Here is a 20,873-nt window from a genome sequence, read left to right on the forward strand (position 1 = left end):
TATTAGTCCCTCCTAAAGTAGTATCCAACTCCTCGCTTAGTTAGGATGTATTTGTAATCTCCAGAATCATCCTCTACTTTTTCTCTTAGCCTTCTAACAGTAACATCTACTGTTCTAATATCTCCATAGTATTCGTAGCCCCATACTTCCTCTAGTAGCTGCTCTCTAGTAAATACCTGCTCTGATTTAGTAGCTAAAAACTTCAATAGCTCATATTCTCTTTGAGTAAGATCAATAATTTTATCATCTTTTCTAACCTCATATTTGTTTATATCAATAACCAGATCTCCTAAATCTATTATCTCATTTCCTGTTAGCTGATTAGTCAGTTCTGTTCTTCGTAGATTAGCCTTTACTCTAGCAACTAACTCTCTCATACTAAATGGCTTAGTTATGTAATCATCTGCCCCAAGCTCTAGACCTAGTATTTTGTCTACCTCCTCTTCCTTAGCGGTAAGCATTAGCACAGGAATTTGAAGTTTTTGACGCACTTCCTTAAGCACTTGAAATCCATCTTTTTTAGGCAACATTACATCTAAAAGTATTAAGTCTGGATTTTCATTTAAAGCCTTGTTAACTGCATCTTGTCCATCATAAGCTATTATAACATCATACCCTTCTCTCTTAAGATTGAAGCTTAAAATATCTGCTATAGGCTTTTCATCGTCCACAACTAATATTTTCTTATCCATTTTATCAACACCTCTATATGAATTTTATAATCTTTAATGCTGTTAATCAAATATTTTGTCTAGATAATATATTATTCTATACTCTAAAGGTTTTTCCTGCTTGTATACATTAAGGTCAAGTTCCTTAAATAAAAATGTTAAAATAAAGCTTTCCTATTCGTTATAAAAAACATTGTATTAATACTAGACTTTAGACCTGTATACACATTTTGTTGTTCAGTGTAGAATATCAATATATATTGTATTATAGTGTAGAGTGCTATGTTTAATCCTGTCTCCCCCTTACCCTATAATTTTTTTACAAAGTCAACCTATTATTAGACGGTTGACTTTGTATTTTTGTTTCATGTTTTTATAATTTATTTAAATCATACAAATTAATTTTAAGCACTGCTTTAGCAGTTTTATTTATGCTTGTACCTTCTCCTAATATCTGTAGAACATCTCTTAGCTTTTCAAATCCCCATGTGTCTGACATGCCCTTTACAATCTCAAAGGACTTTCTGTATGCAGAGGTTTGCTCTATAGCATGAAAATTATTATCCAAATCCTCAATGTTAATGTCTTCCTTTGTGATATTGTAGCTTTCCCATTCAAAGCCTGTTGTTATATATTCAGTATATAAAGCTAAGCCTTCAGTCAACCACATTGGATAGTTTCCTCTTGTAATTTCATCAACTAATAGATGTGTAAATTCATGTACAACAGGTCCATTAACCTCATATATTTGCTCTAGATTATCAGAGCTGTTTATCCATATCTCAGGAGATAAAATATGGATAACCCCGCTATAATAAACCCCAATAGGAGTGTTACCCTTATTAAACCTTAAATTTTTTAATAAGGATTTTTCATCATTATATATTATTATACTGTTTTTTGTAGGTGGATAATATCCGTATATATTGCATATATTCTCATAGTATTTTTCTCCTATTTTGCCAGTTAGCTTAGCATATTCCTCATCTTCATCTTTATATCTTATGATAAAATTCTCTGTTTCAAAAGTTTTATAACCTTGTACATATTTGAATATCCTCATTTTTTCAATATGCTTTGCAAGAGGATAAAAAGATACCTGCAATGTTTCTTTATAATAAACTAATCCTATGGCTATTGTAGTTATTAATATTAGCATAACAACAAGAGCATATCTCTTTTTCATAATTATTCCCCCTTTTAGTTTATATGTATGAAAAGACATTTCTATGAGGGAACATCATTATTATAGCACAACATTATGTAAACTTCATTGTAAAGTTCTTGAAAATCAAACTACATCTTCTCTTTATACAAATTTAGATCTCTTAAACCTATTATTTTAATAACTCTGATATTGTCACAAACTTATATCCTCTATTTAATAGCTCTGGTATAATAATTTTTAAAGCACCAATCACTTGATTTTCTTTTGCTTCGTTATGATCGTGAAATAAAATAATATCTCCGTTCCTAGCTTGGGATAATACTATTTCTATTATTTTTTCTACTCCAGGATTGCCCCAATCCTTAGTATCTTGATAATATGTCCATAAAACCATATTGCCCCCATTTTCAGATACTATATCATATATAACTTGATTATATATACCATAAGGAGGTCTAAATAATTTCGATTTTTTTCCTGTTACCTTTCTAATTATATCTTGAGTTCTACTAAATTCTTCCCTTATAACATTTTCTTCTTGATTCTTTAAGTTTATATGATTATAGCTATGTATTCCAAGCTCGTGTCCCTCTATATTTTGTCTATGTAAAATATCTGGATACTCTTCTCCATGCTTTCCTAATATAAAAAAAGTTGCTTTAACATTATACTCTTTTAAGATATCTAATATTTCTTCTGTATAAATAGGATGAGGTCCATCATCAAAAGTTAATGCTATATTTTTTTCGTTTCGTGAACCACTATATACAATATTATATGTTTTTGATAAATCTTCTTTTTCGTAAAATGCTGTAATAATACAATTATTATTTAACATAAAGTGTAGTATTAAGATTAAACTTATAATACTAACTATTGGTTTAAACTTATATCTATTCTTAAACATTTTGGTCCTCCTGTTAGTTTTTTATTGTAAAAGAAATATTTCTCTTATAATAGATATTAAATCTATCTACTCGATATTCAATAAAAAATCTCAGCATATAATTTATACGCTGAGATTTTTTATTGAATATCGTGTATTACTCTATTTACCCATTTATTCGAAATCAATCTTTTTACAGCAAAAAAGCATTTAACTACCTCTTCTACTGTTAGAAGTGCAACGACTCCATATATAGGTAAGTTAAACCAGATAGCACCAATAAATGATAATGGTACTCCTATGCCCCACATAGTGAATGCCTCTAGCTTTAAGGAATATTTTGCATCTCCTCCTCCTCTTAGTACTCCCACTATTAGTATTATATTTATAACTCTAACTATCATGATTAACGATGTTATATAAAGTATCATCAAGCTATCATAAAGTACTGTCTCTGAAACCTTAAATATGTTTAATACATCTTTAGCCGTAACCCATATGAGAATAGATATTCCTATGGCTACTAATGCTCCTAGCCCAAACAGGCGGTATGCATATTCTTTTCCTTTCTCTTCTTCCCCTGCCCCTATTTGATTTCCAACCATCACTGCCGATGCGTTAGCTATACCAAATACTAAAACCATATACAGGTTTTGTATTGTTGTAGTTATTTGAATTGATGCTATTGCCTGTGTTCCTATTTTCCCATAAGCTATGGCATAGACTACAGAGCCAAGCCCCCAGCATATTTCATTTAGAACTACAGGTATTATAGTTTTAAAAGATTTCTCAACAAATTCCTTATTGAAATTAAACATTTCTTTTATACTAGAAGCAAGTACACCTTTACTCATGTACACATAGCAGATTAATACAATGGCTTCTATAATTCTTGCAATAAGAGTAGCCAACGCAGCCCCTTTAACTCCTAATTCGGGAGCTCCAAGATTTCCAAATATAAATGCATAGTTCAAAATCGTGTTTGTTAACAACGCTATTATACTAACTATCATCGGTAGCATAGTTTTACCTATAGATCTTAATGCCATACTAAAAGCAAAGGTAATAGCAGTAAATATATAGCTAATGCTTACTACCTTAAGATAATCACTTCCTAATCTTATTACATCATTATCTTTATTAAATATCCTAACAATTGGTTCAGGTAAAAATAAGGCGCCTGTTGTAAAAATAACTGAAATTATTACACCAATTATTAGTGATAAGCCTAAAATTCTGCGAATATTTTTTTCATCATTATTTCCCCAAAATTGAGAAATAAATATACCTGCTCCACTATAAAATCCCATAATCAATATGATAAATAAAAAGAAAACTTGATTTGCTATTCCTACTGCTGCTATCTCAAATTCTCCAACCCTGCCTATCATCACTGTGTCAACCATATTAAGTGATGAAGCAATGAGGTTTTGAATAACTATAGGTATTGCTATAGCAAGTAATATCTTATAAAACTCCCCGTCACTAAATAACCTCTTAAACAAACCTCTTCTCAACTTACGTCCTCCTTTGCCGAAGAGCAAAAAATTAACCACCTTGAAGTTTTTCAAAGTGGTTTGCTTCTTCACTCTTAGAGACTATGTTGCTTCTCTAAAAATTAATATGAGATTACTGTTTATTATAACATACTTTTTTATATTCTCAAATAAGGTTTTATTTGCAAATTTCATTAACATTTTCATATGATAGTGCATACACTACAACATAGGAAGGTGAAAAAAATGAGGAGAATGAATATCACAAAAATATGTCCTGTTTTAAGTGCAAAGCTACAAACCCAGTCAAATGAAGAGCTTCCTGTAATTGTTAGAGTTAAAGAAAATGATACTCACAAGCTTAATAGTTTAGCCAATATTATGGATGGCAAAATAAAAAGAAATCTTCCATTAGTTGATGCAATTGCTTTAAATATGAACTTAAACGAAATAAATATGTTATCGAAGGATCCAAGTGTTGAATATATAAGCTATGATTCTAAAGTATTTGCACTATTAGATATTGCTAATGCCTCTGTAGGAGCCAGCTTTCCCCGAGAAAAGGGGCTAACAGGAGACAACATTACTGTGGCTGTAATAGATACAGGAGTTGCTCCACACAACGACTTGACTAAGCCCAAAAATAGAATAGTTGGATTTAAGGATTTTGTAAATGATAAAACAAAGCCTTATGACGATAATGGTCACGGTACTCATGTTGCTGGTATAATAGCTTCTAATGGATTTTCATCTAATGGAAAGTATACAGGAGTTGCACCTAATGCTAACATATTGGCTGTTAAAGCGTTAGATGAAGCTGGGAGCGGCAATACCTCTGACATAGTATCTGCTATAGAGTGGGTTGTAAAGTCAAAGGAGCAATACAATACAAAAATAATAAATCTTTCTTTAGGAAGTCCTGCAAATAATTCAGTACACTCTGACCCTTTAGTAAGAGCTGTTGAAGCTGCTGTTAAAGCAGGACTTACTGTAATAGTTGCTGCAGGAAATAGTGGACCTACAGCTAAAACCATCCTATCTCCAGGTAATAGCCCTAATGTGATTACAGTAGGGGCTGTAGATGATAAAAGGACTCCAGATATAAGTGATGATACTATAGCTAGTTTTTCAAGCCGTGGACCTACTAAGGAAGGAATAAGAAAACCAGATGTAGTAGCACCAGGGGTAAACATTATGTCCTTATCAAATACTTCTGGTGACGGTTATGTTACTTCAAGTGGTACTTCTATGGCTACACCGCTGGTATCTGGTTCTTGTGCTTTGTTATATAGTAAAAATAAAGATTTAACACCAAGCCAAGTAAAATCAATGTTTATAAACTCATGTTCAGACCTTAAGGATAAATATGAAAACCAAGGAGCAGGGATAATAGATTTAAGAAAACTCTTTAAAGATCTTGACAAAGAAAAACCAAACACTAGACCTTCAAGGCCTCCCTCATCTCCCATACGTCCCTTTCCGCCGAAGAAAGAGAAGGTAGCATCTGAGAGCTCCTTTAGTGAGATAATTGTTGTGCTTCTTTTAGTGTTTTTACTATTGAACTTAAGTGATTAAAATAAAAAAAGCCCACATTTAGGAGCGGTCAGATAGGGATTTATAATTCCTAAAAAATTCGGCATAGTCGTTGATATTCGGCTATGCCGTTTTTTCGTTTATTTTGGTAAGTCGATAGCACCAATGCAGTTATAGAAAATTTGAATCCGCTGGGTTCTGCGGCCATCTATCTTTTCAGCCTTGAATACTATAATTTTGTCAATAAACTCTCGGATAATTTCTGCATCCAATTCTGTAATTTCTGTGTACTTTTTAACCAGTGCCAAAAAGCGGTCGGTATTGAGGGACTGTTCATTTGCTGTATCAATGGTATGCTTTAATTTGGATATCCTTTCTTCCAGTGCCTTCTGCTCGGCTTCATATTCAGCCGACATCTTGTAAAAACGCTCTTCGGGAATTTTGCCCATCACATTGTCTTCATATAGCTTTCGAATGATTTTGTCTATGTCAGCAATGCGAGTCTGTGCTTGTTCATACTCCTTTTGACTTTGGCGGAGTTCTTTGGCAAGTTCCTTTTCTGAATTATTCATAACTATACGGATGAATTCCTGTTCATGGTCTTTGGCAAAGGAGGTTACACGTCTTAAATCTTCTAGCAAAAGCTGTTCCACTACAACATTACGTATCTGATGTGAACTACACATACCCTTTTTCTTGCGGTAAGTCGCACAAACGAAGTATTCCTTATCGTGTGTCCATCCCTTGCCTCTAACCTGATACAGCTTTGCTCCACAGTCGGCACAAAACATCATGCCAGAAAGCATTCCCATTTCACCTAATCGTGATGGTCTTCGCTTGCCATCTCTGATTTTCTGCACTGTTTCCCAAGTGCCCTCATCAATAATTGCTTCATGGGTATTTTTGAAAACCAGCCAATCTTCCGGATTGTTCAATATCTTGACTTTGCTCTTATATGACTTTTTAGAAGTCTTGAAATTTACCGTGTGACCTAAATATTCCATTTTAGCCAGAATATCTGATACGGTACGAGCCGACCAAGCATATGGGTTTTCAGGTGGTCTTGCTGGAGTGTTAATACCCATTTTGCGAAGATGCACCGTAGGTGTATCAATGCATCGCTTTTCAAGTTGCTTTGCTATCTGCGTGGGTCCAAAGCCAGCCATGCACAGTCGGAAAATATCTCTGACCACTTCGGCGGCTTTCTCATCTATAATCCAGTGCAACTTATCTTCAGGGTCTTTAATATAACCGTAAGGCGGATTGGTGCAGAGTGGCTTACCGGACTGTCCCTTGGATTTGAACACAGCACGGATTTTCTTGCTAGTATCCTTAGCGTACCATTCATTAATAATGTTAAGAAACGGTGTAAAGTCACTGTCTGCTTGGTTTGCACTATCAATACCGTTGTTAATAGCAATGAATCGTACATCTGCTTCAGGAAACATAATCTCGGTATAATATCCTACTTTAAGGTAATCCCTGCCGAATCGTGACATATCCTTGATGATAATCGTTCCGATTCTACCGGACTCTACATCAGCAATCATGCGGTTAAAGTCTGGTCTATCAAAAGTTGTACCGCTGACCCCATCATCCACATAAAATTCGATGTTGCGAAAACCGTTGTCCTCAGCATATTTTTTTAGAATTGCCTTCTGGTTCACTATGCTGTTGCTGTCTCCTGCAAGCTCATCATCACGTGAGAGCCTGCAGTACAGAGCAGTAATTTTTGCTTCTTCAAATGCCAATGTTGATTTACGTATAGTGCTAAATGTTGACTGTCTATTCATTTTTATCCTCCATTTCCGACAGTCTTCAAGCGGTTTAGCACTATGTATATTACCGTACTACCTTGAAGAAGTCGAGTTGATTTCCGTGGGTTTATATGAACTATCTGATAACTTTGAAAGGTTTTTTGCGTTGACTGTAATCAGTCGTTTCAGCTTGGAATATGCACTTTCCTTTGCTGAATCACTTACTCGTGATTCCACCACATAGACCGTACCTCCGATATCGGATTTGGTTGTGCGGCTGTTACTTTGATTTTCCATATCGTGACCTCCTGTCCGATGTTTTGATGGAACTGGCACTGAGCCGAATTGATGACTCAGTGCCTAATCCATTATTTAAGCTTTTATTTGTAATATTTTCAGAGCATCTGGTTGAATTAGCTTGCCATCCAATCTTTCGTAAGCAGAAAATCCAATTTGCCCCTGCAATGCATATAACTCACTTAATTTCTTTATTGTTATTGGCTGACGCTCAATCAGCCAGTAATATGATAAATCTCCTAATACAATGCTTTTTGCTCCTGCTGATACTGTAGGCATATATGGAGAGGTAACTACAGGCTTTCCGAAGATGGTGTTATCTGAAGTATTCCATAGATAACTGCCATTTGTATCTTTAAGGGTTCTAAGAAGCATGGATGTATTATCGTGCATGATAAACACAGCGTTATTTCGGTATTCATCTTTTAATGAAAAATACAGAGAGATAATCTCGTCAAAAGAGATGGTAGCACTATCTGCTGTAGTTACATCTGCATCTGCTGTAAGGATACCTGTTGGCTGTGTTGTGCCATTTCCATTAAGCAATGCATTTTCCTCAGCCTTGCCAAAACGCTTCGCAAAATCACCCATCAGATATTTTTCAAGATTAAAGTTCATATCGGTGACGAATGAGCGGTTTAGCTTGACAAGAGATGCCAGCTTGTATGATTTCACCAGAAACTGTGTAAATGTATCGGCATTTTCGGGAATTGGATCTCCGTCTTCAACCCAATCTGCTGTCCCCGTTGAGGATACCGCTTGAATTTTACCTTCTGCAGAAGATAGATTGATAACAGTAGCAAATCTACGGAATACATTCTCCTTTGCCAAAGCAGTGTTAAAGCCTTCTCTGAACTCATCTGGTGCGACATAGGCTCCTACATTATCAAAGCCCTCGCTTAGATTTTGATTGTTTTCTTCTTTTCCTTTCATAACATTCCAAAACGCTCTATTATAAGTTGTTGATGTTGCCATAATCGTTTACCTCCTAAATTTTATTAAATGTGGGGTATATACCCCGTTTGAAACCGCGTTTTTTTACGCGTTGCCCCACGCCCGTTGTCCAGATGAAAAGGTGTGGAGATTTGAACTCCCCTAGGGGGTAGGTATTAACACATGGACTTGTATCCAGTGGTTTCAGTGGTTTTAAGCTTTGTAGCAAGATGTAGCAGGTAAAAACTAAACTCTCTATACGAGAGCGATTTTTTATATAACCTGTTTTTCTTGCTACAAGCTGCTACACTGTGTTTAAATAAGAAGAAATTCTTCTTCTGTCAGCCTATATCCGATAAGCATTGTGGTCATTCCACCACCAGAACGTGGTCGTTTCCGTTCTACACGGGCGATAGCTGTTAATGCCTGTTTGAAGTTTCTTGCATTCTCCGAATAACATCCATTGGCACTGCACCAACGCTGATACCGGGCATATACTTCGGATGTCCGCACCTCACTGTTAGGATTTTCCTCCAAGGCATCCTCGAAAAATAATGCTATTTTGTCGCTGTCACGCTTATAAGCCTCCGTTGCTATCTTAACAGAATCAGGTAAAGTAAAGCCTTCCTTTTTTAACAGCTGATAGCCTTCAATTAGCCAGTTGAGGATAGCACTCTGATTCTTCGGTTTGGCGAATTCGCGTTTTAAGTTTTTATCCTGCTCGTTTTCATCGAAGTGTCGTTCAAAAGGGATAATTACCACTCTGCCACTGGAAAACAACGTCATATCCGTAATAACGGGCAGATAATTAGTGTTGATATACAGCTTAAACTTTGGCGAAAAATCAAAAGAATTCTCATGTAGAAATCTTGCGTTGATGGTGTCACCACCCGTCATGCTTTTTACCTGTGCAGCATTTAGGACAAGTCCTCTGCTAGGTTCGGAGATATTCACAAAGCGTACTCCTGCAAGCCGGGCAATATCTTCACTTGGACTTGAACTGTTATTGTTCTTTTTCAGACTGATAGTCTCTGGCCTTGCGGTACAGCCATAACTGCCTAATACCTTAAGAACGCTCTCACATAGCGTACCTTTACCATTTCGAGTTGTAGCACCATAGAGAACAAACAGGCATTCATACCGAGTGTCTCCGCTGATACTGTAGCCAAAGGCCTTTTGGAGGAATTTTGCCTTTTCCTCATCTCCGCTCATAATCTCATGAATAAATCTATCCCATCGCTCGCTTTTTGCTTCCGGGTCATATTTAACACCAGATATCTTAGTAAGTCTGTCCTCGCTGTTGTGGGGACGAAAATCCATGGATATTAAAAACAAGGTTCCATTGGCACAGTTGAGCATAAGCGGGTCTTGGTCAAATTCAGCCATTGATATGGGATATACGCTCTGTGCATCTTTAAGTACCGTTTCTCGGTATCTTCTTGACTGCCACTTTCGGCAATAGTCAATGTATGCCTTTCTTTGATGTTCATCTTGAATAGTCAAAGCATAGGTTAGCAGTTGATTAGCCAATGATTTACACATTTCCATTACTTTTAGATTACCGACATCAGGAATCCAAATACCATTCTCATAGCAAAACCACATCTTCCTTTCAGGAACATATCGGGCAAAAGATTTATAATAATCAGCAAACAGCCTGCTTGCCCCAATATCCGTCCAAGGGTAGCGACCGTTACTCTCAGGCTTAAAGTCAGCAAGGGAACATTCTCCAAAATCTTCTGCAGCTGATGAACGCTTACCACCTGGTTTGTATATTTCAGTAGCATTTGCGATAGCTTTTTCTATGGTTATCATTCCATAAGTACTGCCGGACTGCGGTCTATTCCATTTATCCCGCATTAGGCCGCTTTTTCGGAAAAGTCTGTCCATCTGTCCAATATCCCTGCCACACCAAAATGCCAGCATACCGCAAAGTGCCAAATCAGCTTCACTGGCAGAAGCATAGCCTGATGTATCTCCCTGCCATAATGCTTTGAACCTTTCTCCGTTTGCCGATTTTAATGCCTTCTCAATAACAGACTTGTCAGACAGATAGGATTGGCTTTCTGTATCCAGAATTTGCTTCACAGGGGTAGGACGTAGCATATACTTGTCTAGTATCATCTGAAGCTCATTCGATTTCTCCGGTATATCACCATCTGCATACACATTGCCTGTTACGGTAACAAATCGGTTTGTTGCCCCTGATACATAGACCTCAACTCCCAGCTTTCTGTTGTTGATATAGTATTTTGCTTTGTCAAAGTTAAAGCCTGTGGCCTTAAATAAAATATGCAGCCCTTTTCCAGATGGACTGTGTTCCATATAGCAACCAATAAAAGCCTCTACAACATTTTGGGCAACAGGCTTAAGCTTACCGCTGCTATCAAAGCAATCATCTAAGTCGATAACACAAATGTCATTACCCACCAAAAATCCGATACCATCATAATCACTTAAAGCAGCAACCGCAGAACTAAAATCTTTAAATGTACTCCGCTGATCTGCTTTTGCCCTTTTTCTTGTTACTGGGTTATAGGGAACTTTGGTTTTTCTGCCACTTCGCTCTTCATATTTCCAACAGCAAAACTGAGGATTATCTTTAAGCATCTGTGGCAAGTCATCATATTTTGTTTTCAGTTACTTCACCTCCTTGCCTGATATAAATAACCCGAAACGCTACGGTTCCAGAAGATTTGCCTTGTTTGACAAAACCTCGTTATCTTTCAAGGAATACGCTCGGAATTATCGTCATGGCATATTCTGCTTGAAGTATCTCTTGCATTTCGGGGTATTCAGTTGTCAAGGAGCAGTGAGAGAAAAACTATGCTTTCATTGGGGGATTATTTTTCCTCTCACCTTATAGCCTTGGTAGAATACATTAGTTGAGGATTTTCTAAAAATAATTTTCTTCCTCATCCATAAGCGAAGAATTCTATTGATTCGAACCTCTAAAATAAAAAACAGCCTGTCTTTTTTCCGATAAAGACGGCTGAAATGCTTATGCTTTTGCTCAAATTTGAGCGAAAGTGGTATTAAGTTTAAGGAGGCTGAATGCTGTAGTTTTGGGTTTTTCAATTAGACTTTCCGACTTTTTTGTCTAAAAGTTTGATTCAGAGTCACCTATTTAAAATGAAATTTAAGAAATATATAATATCAAAAGTCATTACTTTTATCTAGTCAAAGGTATTTACAATTATAATGATTTTATGATATAATTATTCAAAATGGCTGTCTTAAGGAGGTGTCCATGTGGTAAATGAAAAAGGAAATCCAATACCAGAGTATCATTCTATTACTGAATTTTTAAAAGGACAGGCATCTCGAATATTCAGAGAGGTTAATGAAAAAGACAAGATAGTAATTGTTAACAAGCAGAATAAACCGCAGGCTGTTGTTATTTCATATGAAAGATATATAAGGTTAAAAGAGCAAGAAGGTGTCGACATATAATTGCTATCAGTTTGGTATGTAATTCATGAAAACCATGTTTAGCATTTAACATCATTAGTAATGGAGGAGTTTTATAATGGCTGAGTTAAGAAAAGAAGATTTATGGATAATGGCTGATAAACTTAGAAATAATATGGATTCTGCTGAATATAAACACGTTTGTTTAGGACTTATATTTTTAAAATATATTTCTGACAGCTTTGTCAAAGCATATGCAGAAATTTCACAAGATGAGTATGCAGATCCTGAAGACAAAGATGAATATACTGCTAAGAATGTTTTCTGGGTGCCCCAAGAAGCTCGTTGGGATAATATTGTTGCAAGAGCTAAAACACCAGAAATTGGTCAAGTAATTGATAATGCAATGTATACAATCGAAAAAGAAAATCCATCTTTAAGAGGAGTTCTTCCTAAAGATTTTGCTCGTGCTTCTCTAGACAAAACTGCCTTAGGTGAGCTTGTTGATTTACTTGCAAATATTGAAATTGGGAATGACCCAAACAAAGATACTCTCGGAACAGTTTATGAGTATTTTCTAGGTAAATTTGCTAGGGCTGAAGGTAAACTAGGAGGCGAATTCTATACTCCTAGAAGTGTTGTTGAACTAATCGTAAATATGATTGAGCCGCACGATGGAAGAGTATATGACCCTTGCTGCGGTTCTGGAGGAATGTTTGTTCAAAGTGAAAAGTTTGTAAAAGACAGGCAAGGACGAATCGACGGTCAACTTGCAATTTATGGACAGGAGTCCAATTATAATACATGGAGACTTTGTAAAATGAATCTTGCCATTCGTGGTATAGATGCGAATTTAGGTCAGCAGAATGCCGACTCATTCCACAATGATCAACACAAAAATCTTAAGGCGGACTACATCATGGCCAATCCCCCATTCAACATAAGCGATTGGGGAGGCGAGCGTTTAATTGATGATCCACGTTGGGGGAAATACGGAATCCCTCCTGCAGGTAACGCTAACTACGCTTGGATTCTACATATGCTATATCACTTGGCTCCAAGCGGTACAGCTGGATTTGTTCTTGCTAACGGTTCCCTATCATCGTCTACTATTAGTGAATATACAATTCGTAAAAATTTAATAGAAGATGACAAAATAGATTGTATTGTAACCTTGCCTGGTGGTTTGTTCTCAACCACTTCTATTCCTGTATGCCTTTGGTTTATTACAAGGAATAAACTGAAAAATGGACATCGCGACAGACATGGTGAGATACTCTTTATTGATGCACGCAATATGGAAACTGAACCACTAGAAGATAGCCGTACACAACTTAAACTAACCGATAAAACCATTGATGATATTACATCTATATATCATGCTTTCCGAAATCATGAAAAGAAAGCCACAAAGGCAGATGGTACAGAAATAACCTATGAAGATAAGCAAGGTTTTTGGAAAGTTGCCACTCTTGAAGAAGTCAGGGCTAAAGATTATAATCTGACTCCTGCTAGCTATATTGGTGTTGCACCTATTAGTGAAGATAATGAACCGTTCGAGGAAGCAATGGATAGATTAACAAAACAATTATCAAAGATCATAAAAGAATCAACTGAACTTGATGAAGTAATTCGCAAACAACTAGAATATATAGGTTGGAAAATCTAAAGGAGGGATTATATGTATAATTACGATATTCTCGGAAAAGTTGCTACAATTCAAAACGGTTATGCATTTAAATCCTCTGAATTCACTAAAAATGGCCGCTTCCCAGTTATAAAGATTAAGAATATAGTTGGCTCTAAAATTGATTTAACTGATTGTGAGTATGTGGATATAACATCAGATGACTTAAATCCATATATTGTCCAACATAACGATATTCTTATATCAATGACTGGATCTAGAGCATCACAGCCTAACTCAGCTGTAGGTAAAGTTGGTAGAATGAGACTGAAAAATCAAAAATGTTACTTAAATCAGAGAGTAGGAAAATTAGTTGTTTTAGACGAAGATAAAACAAATAAACAATTTTTATTCTATGTTTTAAACAGGAAGGAAATAAATTTAATGTTAGCTAATAGTGCAAGCGGAAGTGCAAACCAAGCTAACATAAGCGTATCCAACATAACTAACCTGCTTATTCCACAACCAGCCAAAATAATTCAAGATAAAATAGTGGATATTCTGTACCCGTTGGATTGTAAAATAGAATCTAACGAAGATAGAATTATAACATTGCAAGAAGTTATTAGTAAATTATATTTTAACTGGTTTACTAATTTTAAACATCCTGATGTTACAGATGAATTAACGAATGGAGTTCCAAAAGGTTGGAAATGTTCCAATGTGTTCGATAATATAATTGAGATTAAAAAGAAAAACTTAGATAATAATAATTATCCTGTTCTATCTGTTGTAAAAGAGGGAGAATTTAAAGCTTCGGTAGATGTGTTTACAAAGCGAGTTTATAGTAAAAGTACTAAAAACTACAAAGTTGTTAGGAGGAATCAGGTAGCATACAACCCTGCCAGAGCAAATATCGGCTCTATTGCTATACTTACTGAGTTTGATGCTGGGTTAGTAAGTCCAATATATGTTGTATTCGAAATGAAAGAAACCATAACCCCTACTTTTTTCAAGTACTATATGAAACAACCCGAATTTTTAGAAAATATCAAGCACCATGCTATAGGGACGACACGTCAGAATTTACCGTTTGAAGCATTTAAAATGTTTAATATGGTCGTACCCCCAATGGATCTTCAGTTGCGATTTGAAGAAATAGCAAAACCTATAGAGCAGAAAATTGCAAAACTAAAAGAAGAAAATGCTGTTTTGGCTGAAATAAGAGATACTCTTTTACCAAAGCTTATAAGCGGAGAATTACCAGTGGAAGTAGGTGAGGCATAATGACTGATTATGAAGAATATGTACAAGAAGCCTTCGAAGAGGAAGCTACAGTTTTTAGTGTTGGACACTTATTCGACAAGATTTCAAGATATAATAGCACAATTATTGAAAACAACACAACAGGCACTTTGCTATTTAGAGGGCAAGCAAATATTGACTTTCCAATGAATGCTAGTATTTTTCGTAATAACATGATTAGTAAAGAAACAGCTTTAATTAATGACTTGATTTTGCAAGAACCATATGAGTTTGGTAATCACATGACTGATTTTGAGCAGCTCGTGAAAATGCAGCATTATGGGCTTCCAACAAGGTTAATTGATGTTACAACAAATCCTCTTATAGCTTTATACTTTGCCTGCTCTGACAAAATTTGTGAAGATAAAGATGGCGAAATACTTATTCTCATAGAATCATTACAGCGTCCAACAGAAAAGCAAGTACAGTATTTTGCTGCACTTGCTGAATATGATGGGAAAAGCATTGAAGCTTTTGTCGACTATTTTGTTCAAAAAGGTTTAATAAATAATGCTTTAGATTATAAAGAAAAGAATGAAAAACTCGAGAACATATTTAGAACAAAGTATATTCCTGTTGTTGCCCCCAAAAATAACGAACGAATTAAAAGGCAAAATGGAGCTTTCTTACTACTGGGTATAGACATTGACAAACCAGATTATTTCCTTAAGAATACGTTTAATTTAAAGGATCAGCTTATTAAAGACTTTGGCGACGGCATTCCACGCTCATTGGTTATTCCGCAAGAGCACAAACAATCGATACTTAAAGAACTAGATATTATAGGTATTAATGAAGCTTTTGTGTATCCAGAGCTTGAACATCAGACTTCATACATAAAAAGCAAACATCACATAAAGGTAGGTGAGTGATATGTCAAATTTTATTGAATACCATCTTGAGCAAGCAGTAATGGAGTGGTTTCAAGATTTAGGCTACCAAACAATTTATGGCCCAGATATCTCACCTGGCGGCAGTTTTGCTGAACGGGAGAGTTTTGGAGATGTTGTCTTGTATGATCGTCTGCACAGTGCCCTCAAGAGAGTTAACCGACAGTACCCTGATAAGGTAATTGATGATTTGGTAAAAAAAATAACGCGCCATCAAAGTATGTCTATCACACAGAACAATGTCGCTTTTTTTAAAATGATAACTGACGGGATCGACGTAGAAATACGAAAAAAAGACGGAAATGTAAAAACTGAAAAAGCCTATATTTTCGATTTAACAGACATTGATAATAATGAATTTTTAGCTGTAAACCAGTATACAATTATCGAGAATGGTAAAGAACGTCGTCCCGATGTTGTTGTCTTTATAAACGGTATACCGCTTGCAATCATTGAATTGAAGAATGCGTCCAATGAAGATATTGGTATTGTTGAAGGCTTCAATCAATTACAAACATATAAAAAAGATATTCCTACTATTTTCAATTACAATGCTTTCTTAGTTACAAGCGATGGAATAAACGCAAAGGTAGGAACAATTTCTTCAGATTTTGATCGTTTTATGTTTTGGCGAACTGTTGATGGAAACGGTGAAGCACCAGAATCTTCACCTCAATTGAAAGTAATGCTACAAGGAATGATGGACAAAAAACGTATTTTGGACATAATATCTAATTACACGTTTTTTGTTCATGAAGAGGATAAATCTTTTAAGATACTTGCTGGTTATCACCAGTATTTTGCAGTAAAAAAAGCATTATATAAAACACATATTGCTGCTGCAGAAAATGGAGATAGAAAAGTAGGTGTTATTTGGCATACACAAGGAAGTGGAAAAAGCTTTTCCATGCTAATGTATGCCCGACAATTAGTTCTTGAGCTAAACAATCCTACGATAGTTATTATTACAGATAGAAACGATCTAGATGATCAGCTTTACGGAACATTTGCCAAAAGTGCTCACTACCTACGTCAAATTCCAAAGCAAGCAGAAAACCGAAAACAATTAAGAGATTTATTAAGTGTTGAATCTGGTGGAGTTATATTTACTACTATCCAGAAATTTCTGCCTGATGAAAGTGATCAAAGTAATGAAGCACTAACAAATCGTCGTAACGTAATAGTAATTGCAGATGAAGCACATCGTAGCCAATATGGACTAGAAGCTAAAGAGAAGGATGGCAAGGTATCTTTTGGATTTGCTAAATATATGCGCGATGCTTTACCAAATGCCTCTTTTATAGGTTTTACTGGTACTCCAGTAGAATTGAGTGACAAAAATACACCTGCATTATTTGGAGATTATATTGATATCTATGATTTAACGCAGGCAGTCAAGGATAGAACAACCGTTCCTATATATTATGAAAGCCGAATTGCTAAGCTTGATATTCCTCAGGAGTTCAAGCCTAAAATAGATATTGAATATGCGGAAATTGTAAAAGAACAAGAAGAAACATATGTAATCAATCAACAAAAAAAGTGGGCTAGACTTGAAGCTCTTGTAGGAACCGATACTCGTCTTGATGTTATTGCAAAGGATTTTTTACACCATTATGATCTGAGACAGAGTGCACTCAGTGGCAAAGCTATGTTTGTAACAATGTCTAGAAACATAGCTGTTAAACTATACTCAAAAATTATTAAATATCGTCCAGAATGGCATAATTCTGAAGTGGATAAAGGAACAATTAAAGTTATTATGACATCTGCTGCGTCAGATCCACCAGAATTCCAGATGCACTCAACTACTTCTGCTCAGAAAAAAATTCTTGCAAAAAGGATGAAAGACCCGCATGATGAGTTAAAGGTTGTGATTGTTTGTGATATGTGGCTAACAGGTTTCGATGTTCCGTGTTTGCATACTATGTATATTGATAAACCTATGAGTGGGCATAACCTAATGCAAGCTATAGCGCGAGTCAATCGTGTGTTTAAAGATAAACCTGGTGGACTAGTTGTAGATTACATCGGTATAGCTGATAATCTTCGAAGTGCCCTTGCACAATATACCCCTTCTGATAGAAAAACAACTGGTATTGATCCTCAGGTTGCAGTAGATTTAATGATGGAAAAATATGAGCAAATAAAAGGTTTGTTACACGGATTCGATTATAGCTGTTACTTAGATGGTACAGCATCTCAAAGAATAGATTGTATAGTTAGATGTGTAGACTTCATTCTTGGAAAAAAAGAAGAAGAAAAAAAAGACTTTCTAAACTTTGTAGTTGAGATAGGAAAAGCATATGCTCTGTGCGCCACATCAGAAAAAGCACAAGAAATTAACCTTGAGATAAGTTTTTTTAAAGCGGTCAAAGCCGGAATAATAAAATTGTTACCCAAGGGTAAACCTAAGAAAACAAAAGATCAAGTTGAATATGAAATAGAACAACTAGTTTCAAAATCTGTTATTTCAGAAGAGATAGTAGATATTCTTGCAGCGGTAGGCTTAAATAGACCAGATATATCCATACTTTCTGATGAATTTTTAGAGGAAGTTAGAGGGCTTCCGCAAAAAAACTTAGCATTAGAACTATTACGAAGATTGCTTGATGGTAGAATTAAGGCGATTTCTAGAAAAAACGTTGTTCAAGCTAAAAAATTCTCAGAAATGCTAGAAGCATCAGTTAATAAGTATGCTAAACGGTCAATCGAAACTGCTGAAGTTATAAAGACGCTTATCGAAATGGCAAAAGATTTGAATAGTCTTCATAAAAGAGGTGAAGAACTAGGTTTATCTGATGATGAGTTAGCATTTTATGATGCTATATCTGAAAATGAATCCGCCAGAGAATTCTATGAAAATGATGTGCTGAAGCAAATTGCAAAAGAACTAACAATTAATATACGAAATAGCATGAAAGTTGACTGGGATGTACGTGAAAGTGTACGTGCTCAGATGCGCATTACCGTTAAGCGGCTTCTACGTAAATATAAGTATCCACCTGATAAACAGGCAGATGCAGTTAAATTAATTATTGAACAAGCAGAAAAAATGTCTGAAAATGAATTACAGTAAAATGACGAAAGACAAAGACCAGCCATTTCAAGTACATATGCTTGGATATGGCTGGCCTTTTTGCCTCCGCTTGAAGCTGCTCATTTAAGTTTTTCTTCAATCCCTAAGTGAACGCTTCTTTTGTGGGCTATATATTCTTTCTAATATTCTTTTCCAATATAATTATATGGATTTTGTGCTGCTCCATTTTTTATAACCTCGAAATGTAGATGAGGTCCTGTGCTTCTACCTGTATTTCCAACAGCAGCTATAGTCTGTCCCTTATAAACCTTGTCGCCTTTCTTTACTAACAGCTTGCTACAGTGGGCATATCTAGTCACAAATCCGCCACCGTGGTCTATATCAACCATCAGTCCATAAGAACCATTGCTGCCTGCAAATACTACTGTTCCGCCATCAGCAGCTACTATTGAGGTACCTACTCTTGCAGCAAGGTCTATACCTGTGTGCATCTTACCCCATCTTTTCCCAAATCTTGATGTTAGGGTTCCTCTAGTTGGCATCATAAAGCTTCCTGTTCCTTTTTTTGGTGGTGGCTCTTTTGTTCCTTGAACTATAACTTGTGCTATAGGCTGAGATAATATGGTTTCCTTTAGTATCTCCTTAGCTACCACTATTCCATTATGTTTTTCTACCTTAGCCACTACTTCACTTTTACCAGTAACGCCTTTTTTCTTTACAGATTTTTGATCTTTATACATTTTGTCGCTATATTCATATTCTGTTTCAAATTTTATCTCTTCAACGTATGTCTGTTTTTCATATGTAGCTACTGTCAAGTATGGCTTTGGTACTACTAGACTAATTTCATCACCCGGATGTATTAGCTTTGGGTTTTTACCTGGATTTGCTTTCTCTAAATCATCTACACTAATTTTATATTTTTGAGCTATAGTCCAGTAGTTTTCACCTTTCTCAACTACGTGAGTTCTTTCCTCATCAGTTCCTTTTTGAAGTACTCCCAGAACCTTATCAGCATCATCAATCTTTGAAGGGGACACTTCTCTTCTTATTATCTCAACATTTTCTACAATTTTGATTTCTTCGATCTTTGTTCCATCTTGCTCAGCAATTTGTTTAAATGGCTCTTCTATTTTTTCAATGATTTCCTTAGCTTGTTTTTCAGTACCTAAATAAGCAAAATCCTTACCATTAATATTAATTGCATATGCAACAACATTAAACGTTAAATTTGACTTAATCTCTTTTTCAATAATGGACTTATCTGTTAGCTCTTCATCCTCTGCATGTACATCTTCAAAGGACAGCTTTTCATTTATGACTACTTCAAGCCCTTGTTCTTTTTCAAGAGATTTATGTATAGAGTCATATATTTTTATTGCTTCTTGCATATCTCTTACTAATCCAATTTCTGTAGTTCCCAGCTTAACGTTAAATGCTCTTGTAGCAATTTCATGGTCTATGCCTTTCTTATACTGAACTAATGAAAATGTCATAAACAATACTGCTACTATGGCTATAATACCCGTTCTAGCATTGAATATGCTTTTGTTAAGTTTTATTTTCTTTAATTCTCTAAGTTTATCTTTAGTAAATCTCATATTTACAGTTTTAAGTTTTGAAGCCTTTGATGTAACAAACCTTTTTATGTTTGTTATTTTTTTAGTAAAATTACTATGATTTTCATTCTCGCCTGAGCTTTTCATCATACAGCTCCTTTCTATCCTGAAACAAATTTGTAACCCCTTTGTAACAAGATTGTAATTAAACCGCACGTGTAAATTATATCATAATTATTAGTTTTGACAACCCCAAAAAATAGCCTGTCTTTCTGCTATTTTATTCATTATTCTAATAAT

Annotated in this window: 15 protein-coding genes; 6 read left to right on the forward strand and 9 right to left on the reverse strand. The window is 35.4% G+C overall.

Translation table 11 applies throughout. From position 1 onward, the window contains the following. Positions 1 to 2 precede the first annotated feature (2 nt). The 4 genes from yycF to BLV37_RS11320 all read right to left on the reverse strand — a co-directional run bounded on the left by yycF (position 3) and on the right by BLV37_RS11320 (position 4,242). On the reverse strand, positions 3 to 692 hold the full coding sequence (gene yycF / locus BLV37_RS11305; protein ID WP_091731484.1) for a response regulator YycF: 690 nt from the start codon (positions 690 to 692) through the stop codon (positions 3 to 5). Positions 693 to 1,044: 352 nt separating this feature from the next. Then, a complete protein-coding gene (locus BLV37_RS11310; RefSeq protein ID WP_176967965.1) occupies positions 1,045 to 1,857 on the reverse strand; it encodes a peptidase MA family metallohydrolase in 813 nt (270 codons plus the stop codon). Between the two features lie 151 nt (positions 1,858 to 2,008). After that, entirely contained in the window at positions 2,009 to 2,746 is a 738-nt protein-coding gene (locus tag BLV37_RS11315) for a polysaccharide deacetylase family protein (protein ID WP_208975261.1), read from the reverse strand. A 119-nt stretch (positions 2,747 to 2,865) separates the two neighbouring features. Then, complete coding sequence (locus BLV37_RS11320) at positions 2,866 to 4,242, reverse strand: MATE family efflux transporter (protein WP_091731489.1); 1,377 nt, start codon at positions 4,240 to 4,242, stop codon at positions 2,866 to 2,868. 225 nt (positions 4,243 to 4,467) lie between these two features. Here BLV37_RS11320 and BLV37_RS11325 point away from each other — a divergent pair, with 225 nt between their 5' ends. Continuing rightward, positions 4,468 to 5,796, forward strand: coding sequence for a S8 family peptidase (locus BLV37_RS11325; RefSeq protein ID WP_091731493.1), 1,329 nt, complete (start codon positions 4,468 to 4,470; stop codon positions 5,794 to 5,796). Between the two features lie 98 nt (positions 5,797 to 5,894). On the opposite strand, the gene BLV37_RS11330 is transcribed toward BLV37_RS11325, so the two are convergent. The 4 genes from BLV37_RS11330 to BLV37_RS11345 all read right to left on the reverse strand — a co-directional run bounded on the left by BLV37_RS11330 (position 5,895) and on the right by BLV37_RS11345 (position 11,351). After that, positions 5,895 to 7,547, reverse strand: a complete 1,653-nt coding sequence (locus tag BLV37_RS11330) for a recombinase family protein (protein ID WP_091731496.1) — start codon at positions 7,545 to 7,547, stop codon at positions 5,895 to 5,897. Positions 7,548 to 7,604: 57 nt separating this feature from the next. Next, positions 7,605 to 7,808 carry a transposon-encoded TnpW family protein gene (locus tag BLV37_RS11335; RefSeq protein ID WP_071441617.1) on the reverse strand — a complete coding sequence of 68 codons (204 nt, stop codon included), beginning with the start codon at positions 7,806 to 7,808 and terminating at the stop codon, positions 7,605 to 7,607. Between the two features lie 75 nt (positions 7,809 to 7,883). Beyond that, entirely contained in the window at positions 7,884 to 8,783 is a 900-nt protein-coding gene (locus tag BLV37_RS11340) for a phage major capsid protein (RefSeq protein WP_091731500.1), read from the reverse strand. Between the two features lie 273 nt (positions 8,784 to 9,056). Beyond that, entirely contained in the window at positions 9,057 to 11,351 is a 2,295-nt protein-coding gene (locus tag BLV37_RS11345; RefSeq protein WP_176967966.1) for a phage/plasmid primase, P4 family, read from the reverse strand. A 642-nt stretch (positions 11,352 to 11,993) separates the two neighbouring features. On the opposite strand from BLV37_RS11345, the gene BLV37_RS11350 reads away from it, so the two are divergent. From BLV37_RS11350 to BLV37_RS11370, 5 genes are all read left to right on the forward strand, one after another. Continuing rightward, complete coding sequence (locus BLV37_RS11350; protein WP_053430236.1) at positions 11,994 to 12,194, forward strand: type II toxin-antitoxin system prevent-host-death family antitoxin; 201 nt, start codon at positions 11,994 to 11,996, stop codon at positions 12,192 to 12,194. Positions 12,195 to 12,270: 76 nt separating this feature from the next. Further along, a complete protein-coding gene (locus BLV37_RS11355) occupies positions 12,271 to 13,821 on the forward strand; it encodes a type I restriction-modification system subunit M (protein WP_091731505.1) in 1,551 nt (516 codons plus the stop codon). A gap of 12 nt (positions 13,822 to 13,833) precedes the next feature. After that, entirely contained in the window at positions 13,834 to 15,066 is a 1,233-nt protein-coding gene (locus BLV37_RS11360) for a restriction endonuclease subunit S (RefSeq protein ID WP_091731507.1), read from the forward strand. After that, positions 15,066 to 15,956, forward strand: a complete 891-nt coding sequence (locus tag BLV37_RS11365) for an FRG domain-containing protein (RefSeq protein ID WP_091731510.1) — start codon at positions 15,066 to 15,068, stop codon at positions 15,954 to 15,956. The genes BLV37_RS11360 and BLV37_RS11365 overlap by 1 nt, the downstream gene beginning before the upstream one ends. A 1-nt stretch (position 15,957) precedes the next feature. Then, a complete protein-coding gene (locus tag BLV37_RS11370; RefSeq protein ID WP_091731513.1) occupies positions 15,958 to 19,053 on the forward strand; it encodes a type I restriction endonuclease subunit R in 3,096 nt (1,031 codons plus the stop codon). Between the two features lie 140 nt (positions 19,054 to 19,193). Here the strand turns inward: BLV37_RS11370 and BLV37_RS11375 are convergent, their stop codons facing one another. Beyond that, a complete protein-coding gene (locus tag BLV37_RS11375) occupies positions 19,194 to 20,720 on the reverse strand; it encodes a M23 family metallopeptidase (protein ID WP_176967967.1) in 1,527 nt (508 codons plus the stop codon). Between the last annotated feature and the right edge of the window lie 153 nt (positions 20,721 to 20,873).

Origin of the sequence: Proteiniborus ethanoligenes, from assembly GCF_900107485.1 — a bacterium.
Taxonomy (GTDB): domain Bacteria; phylum Bacillota; class Clostridia; order Tissierellales; family Proteiniboraceae; genus Proteiniborus; species Proteiniborus ethanoligenes.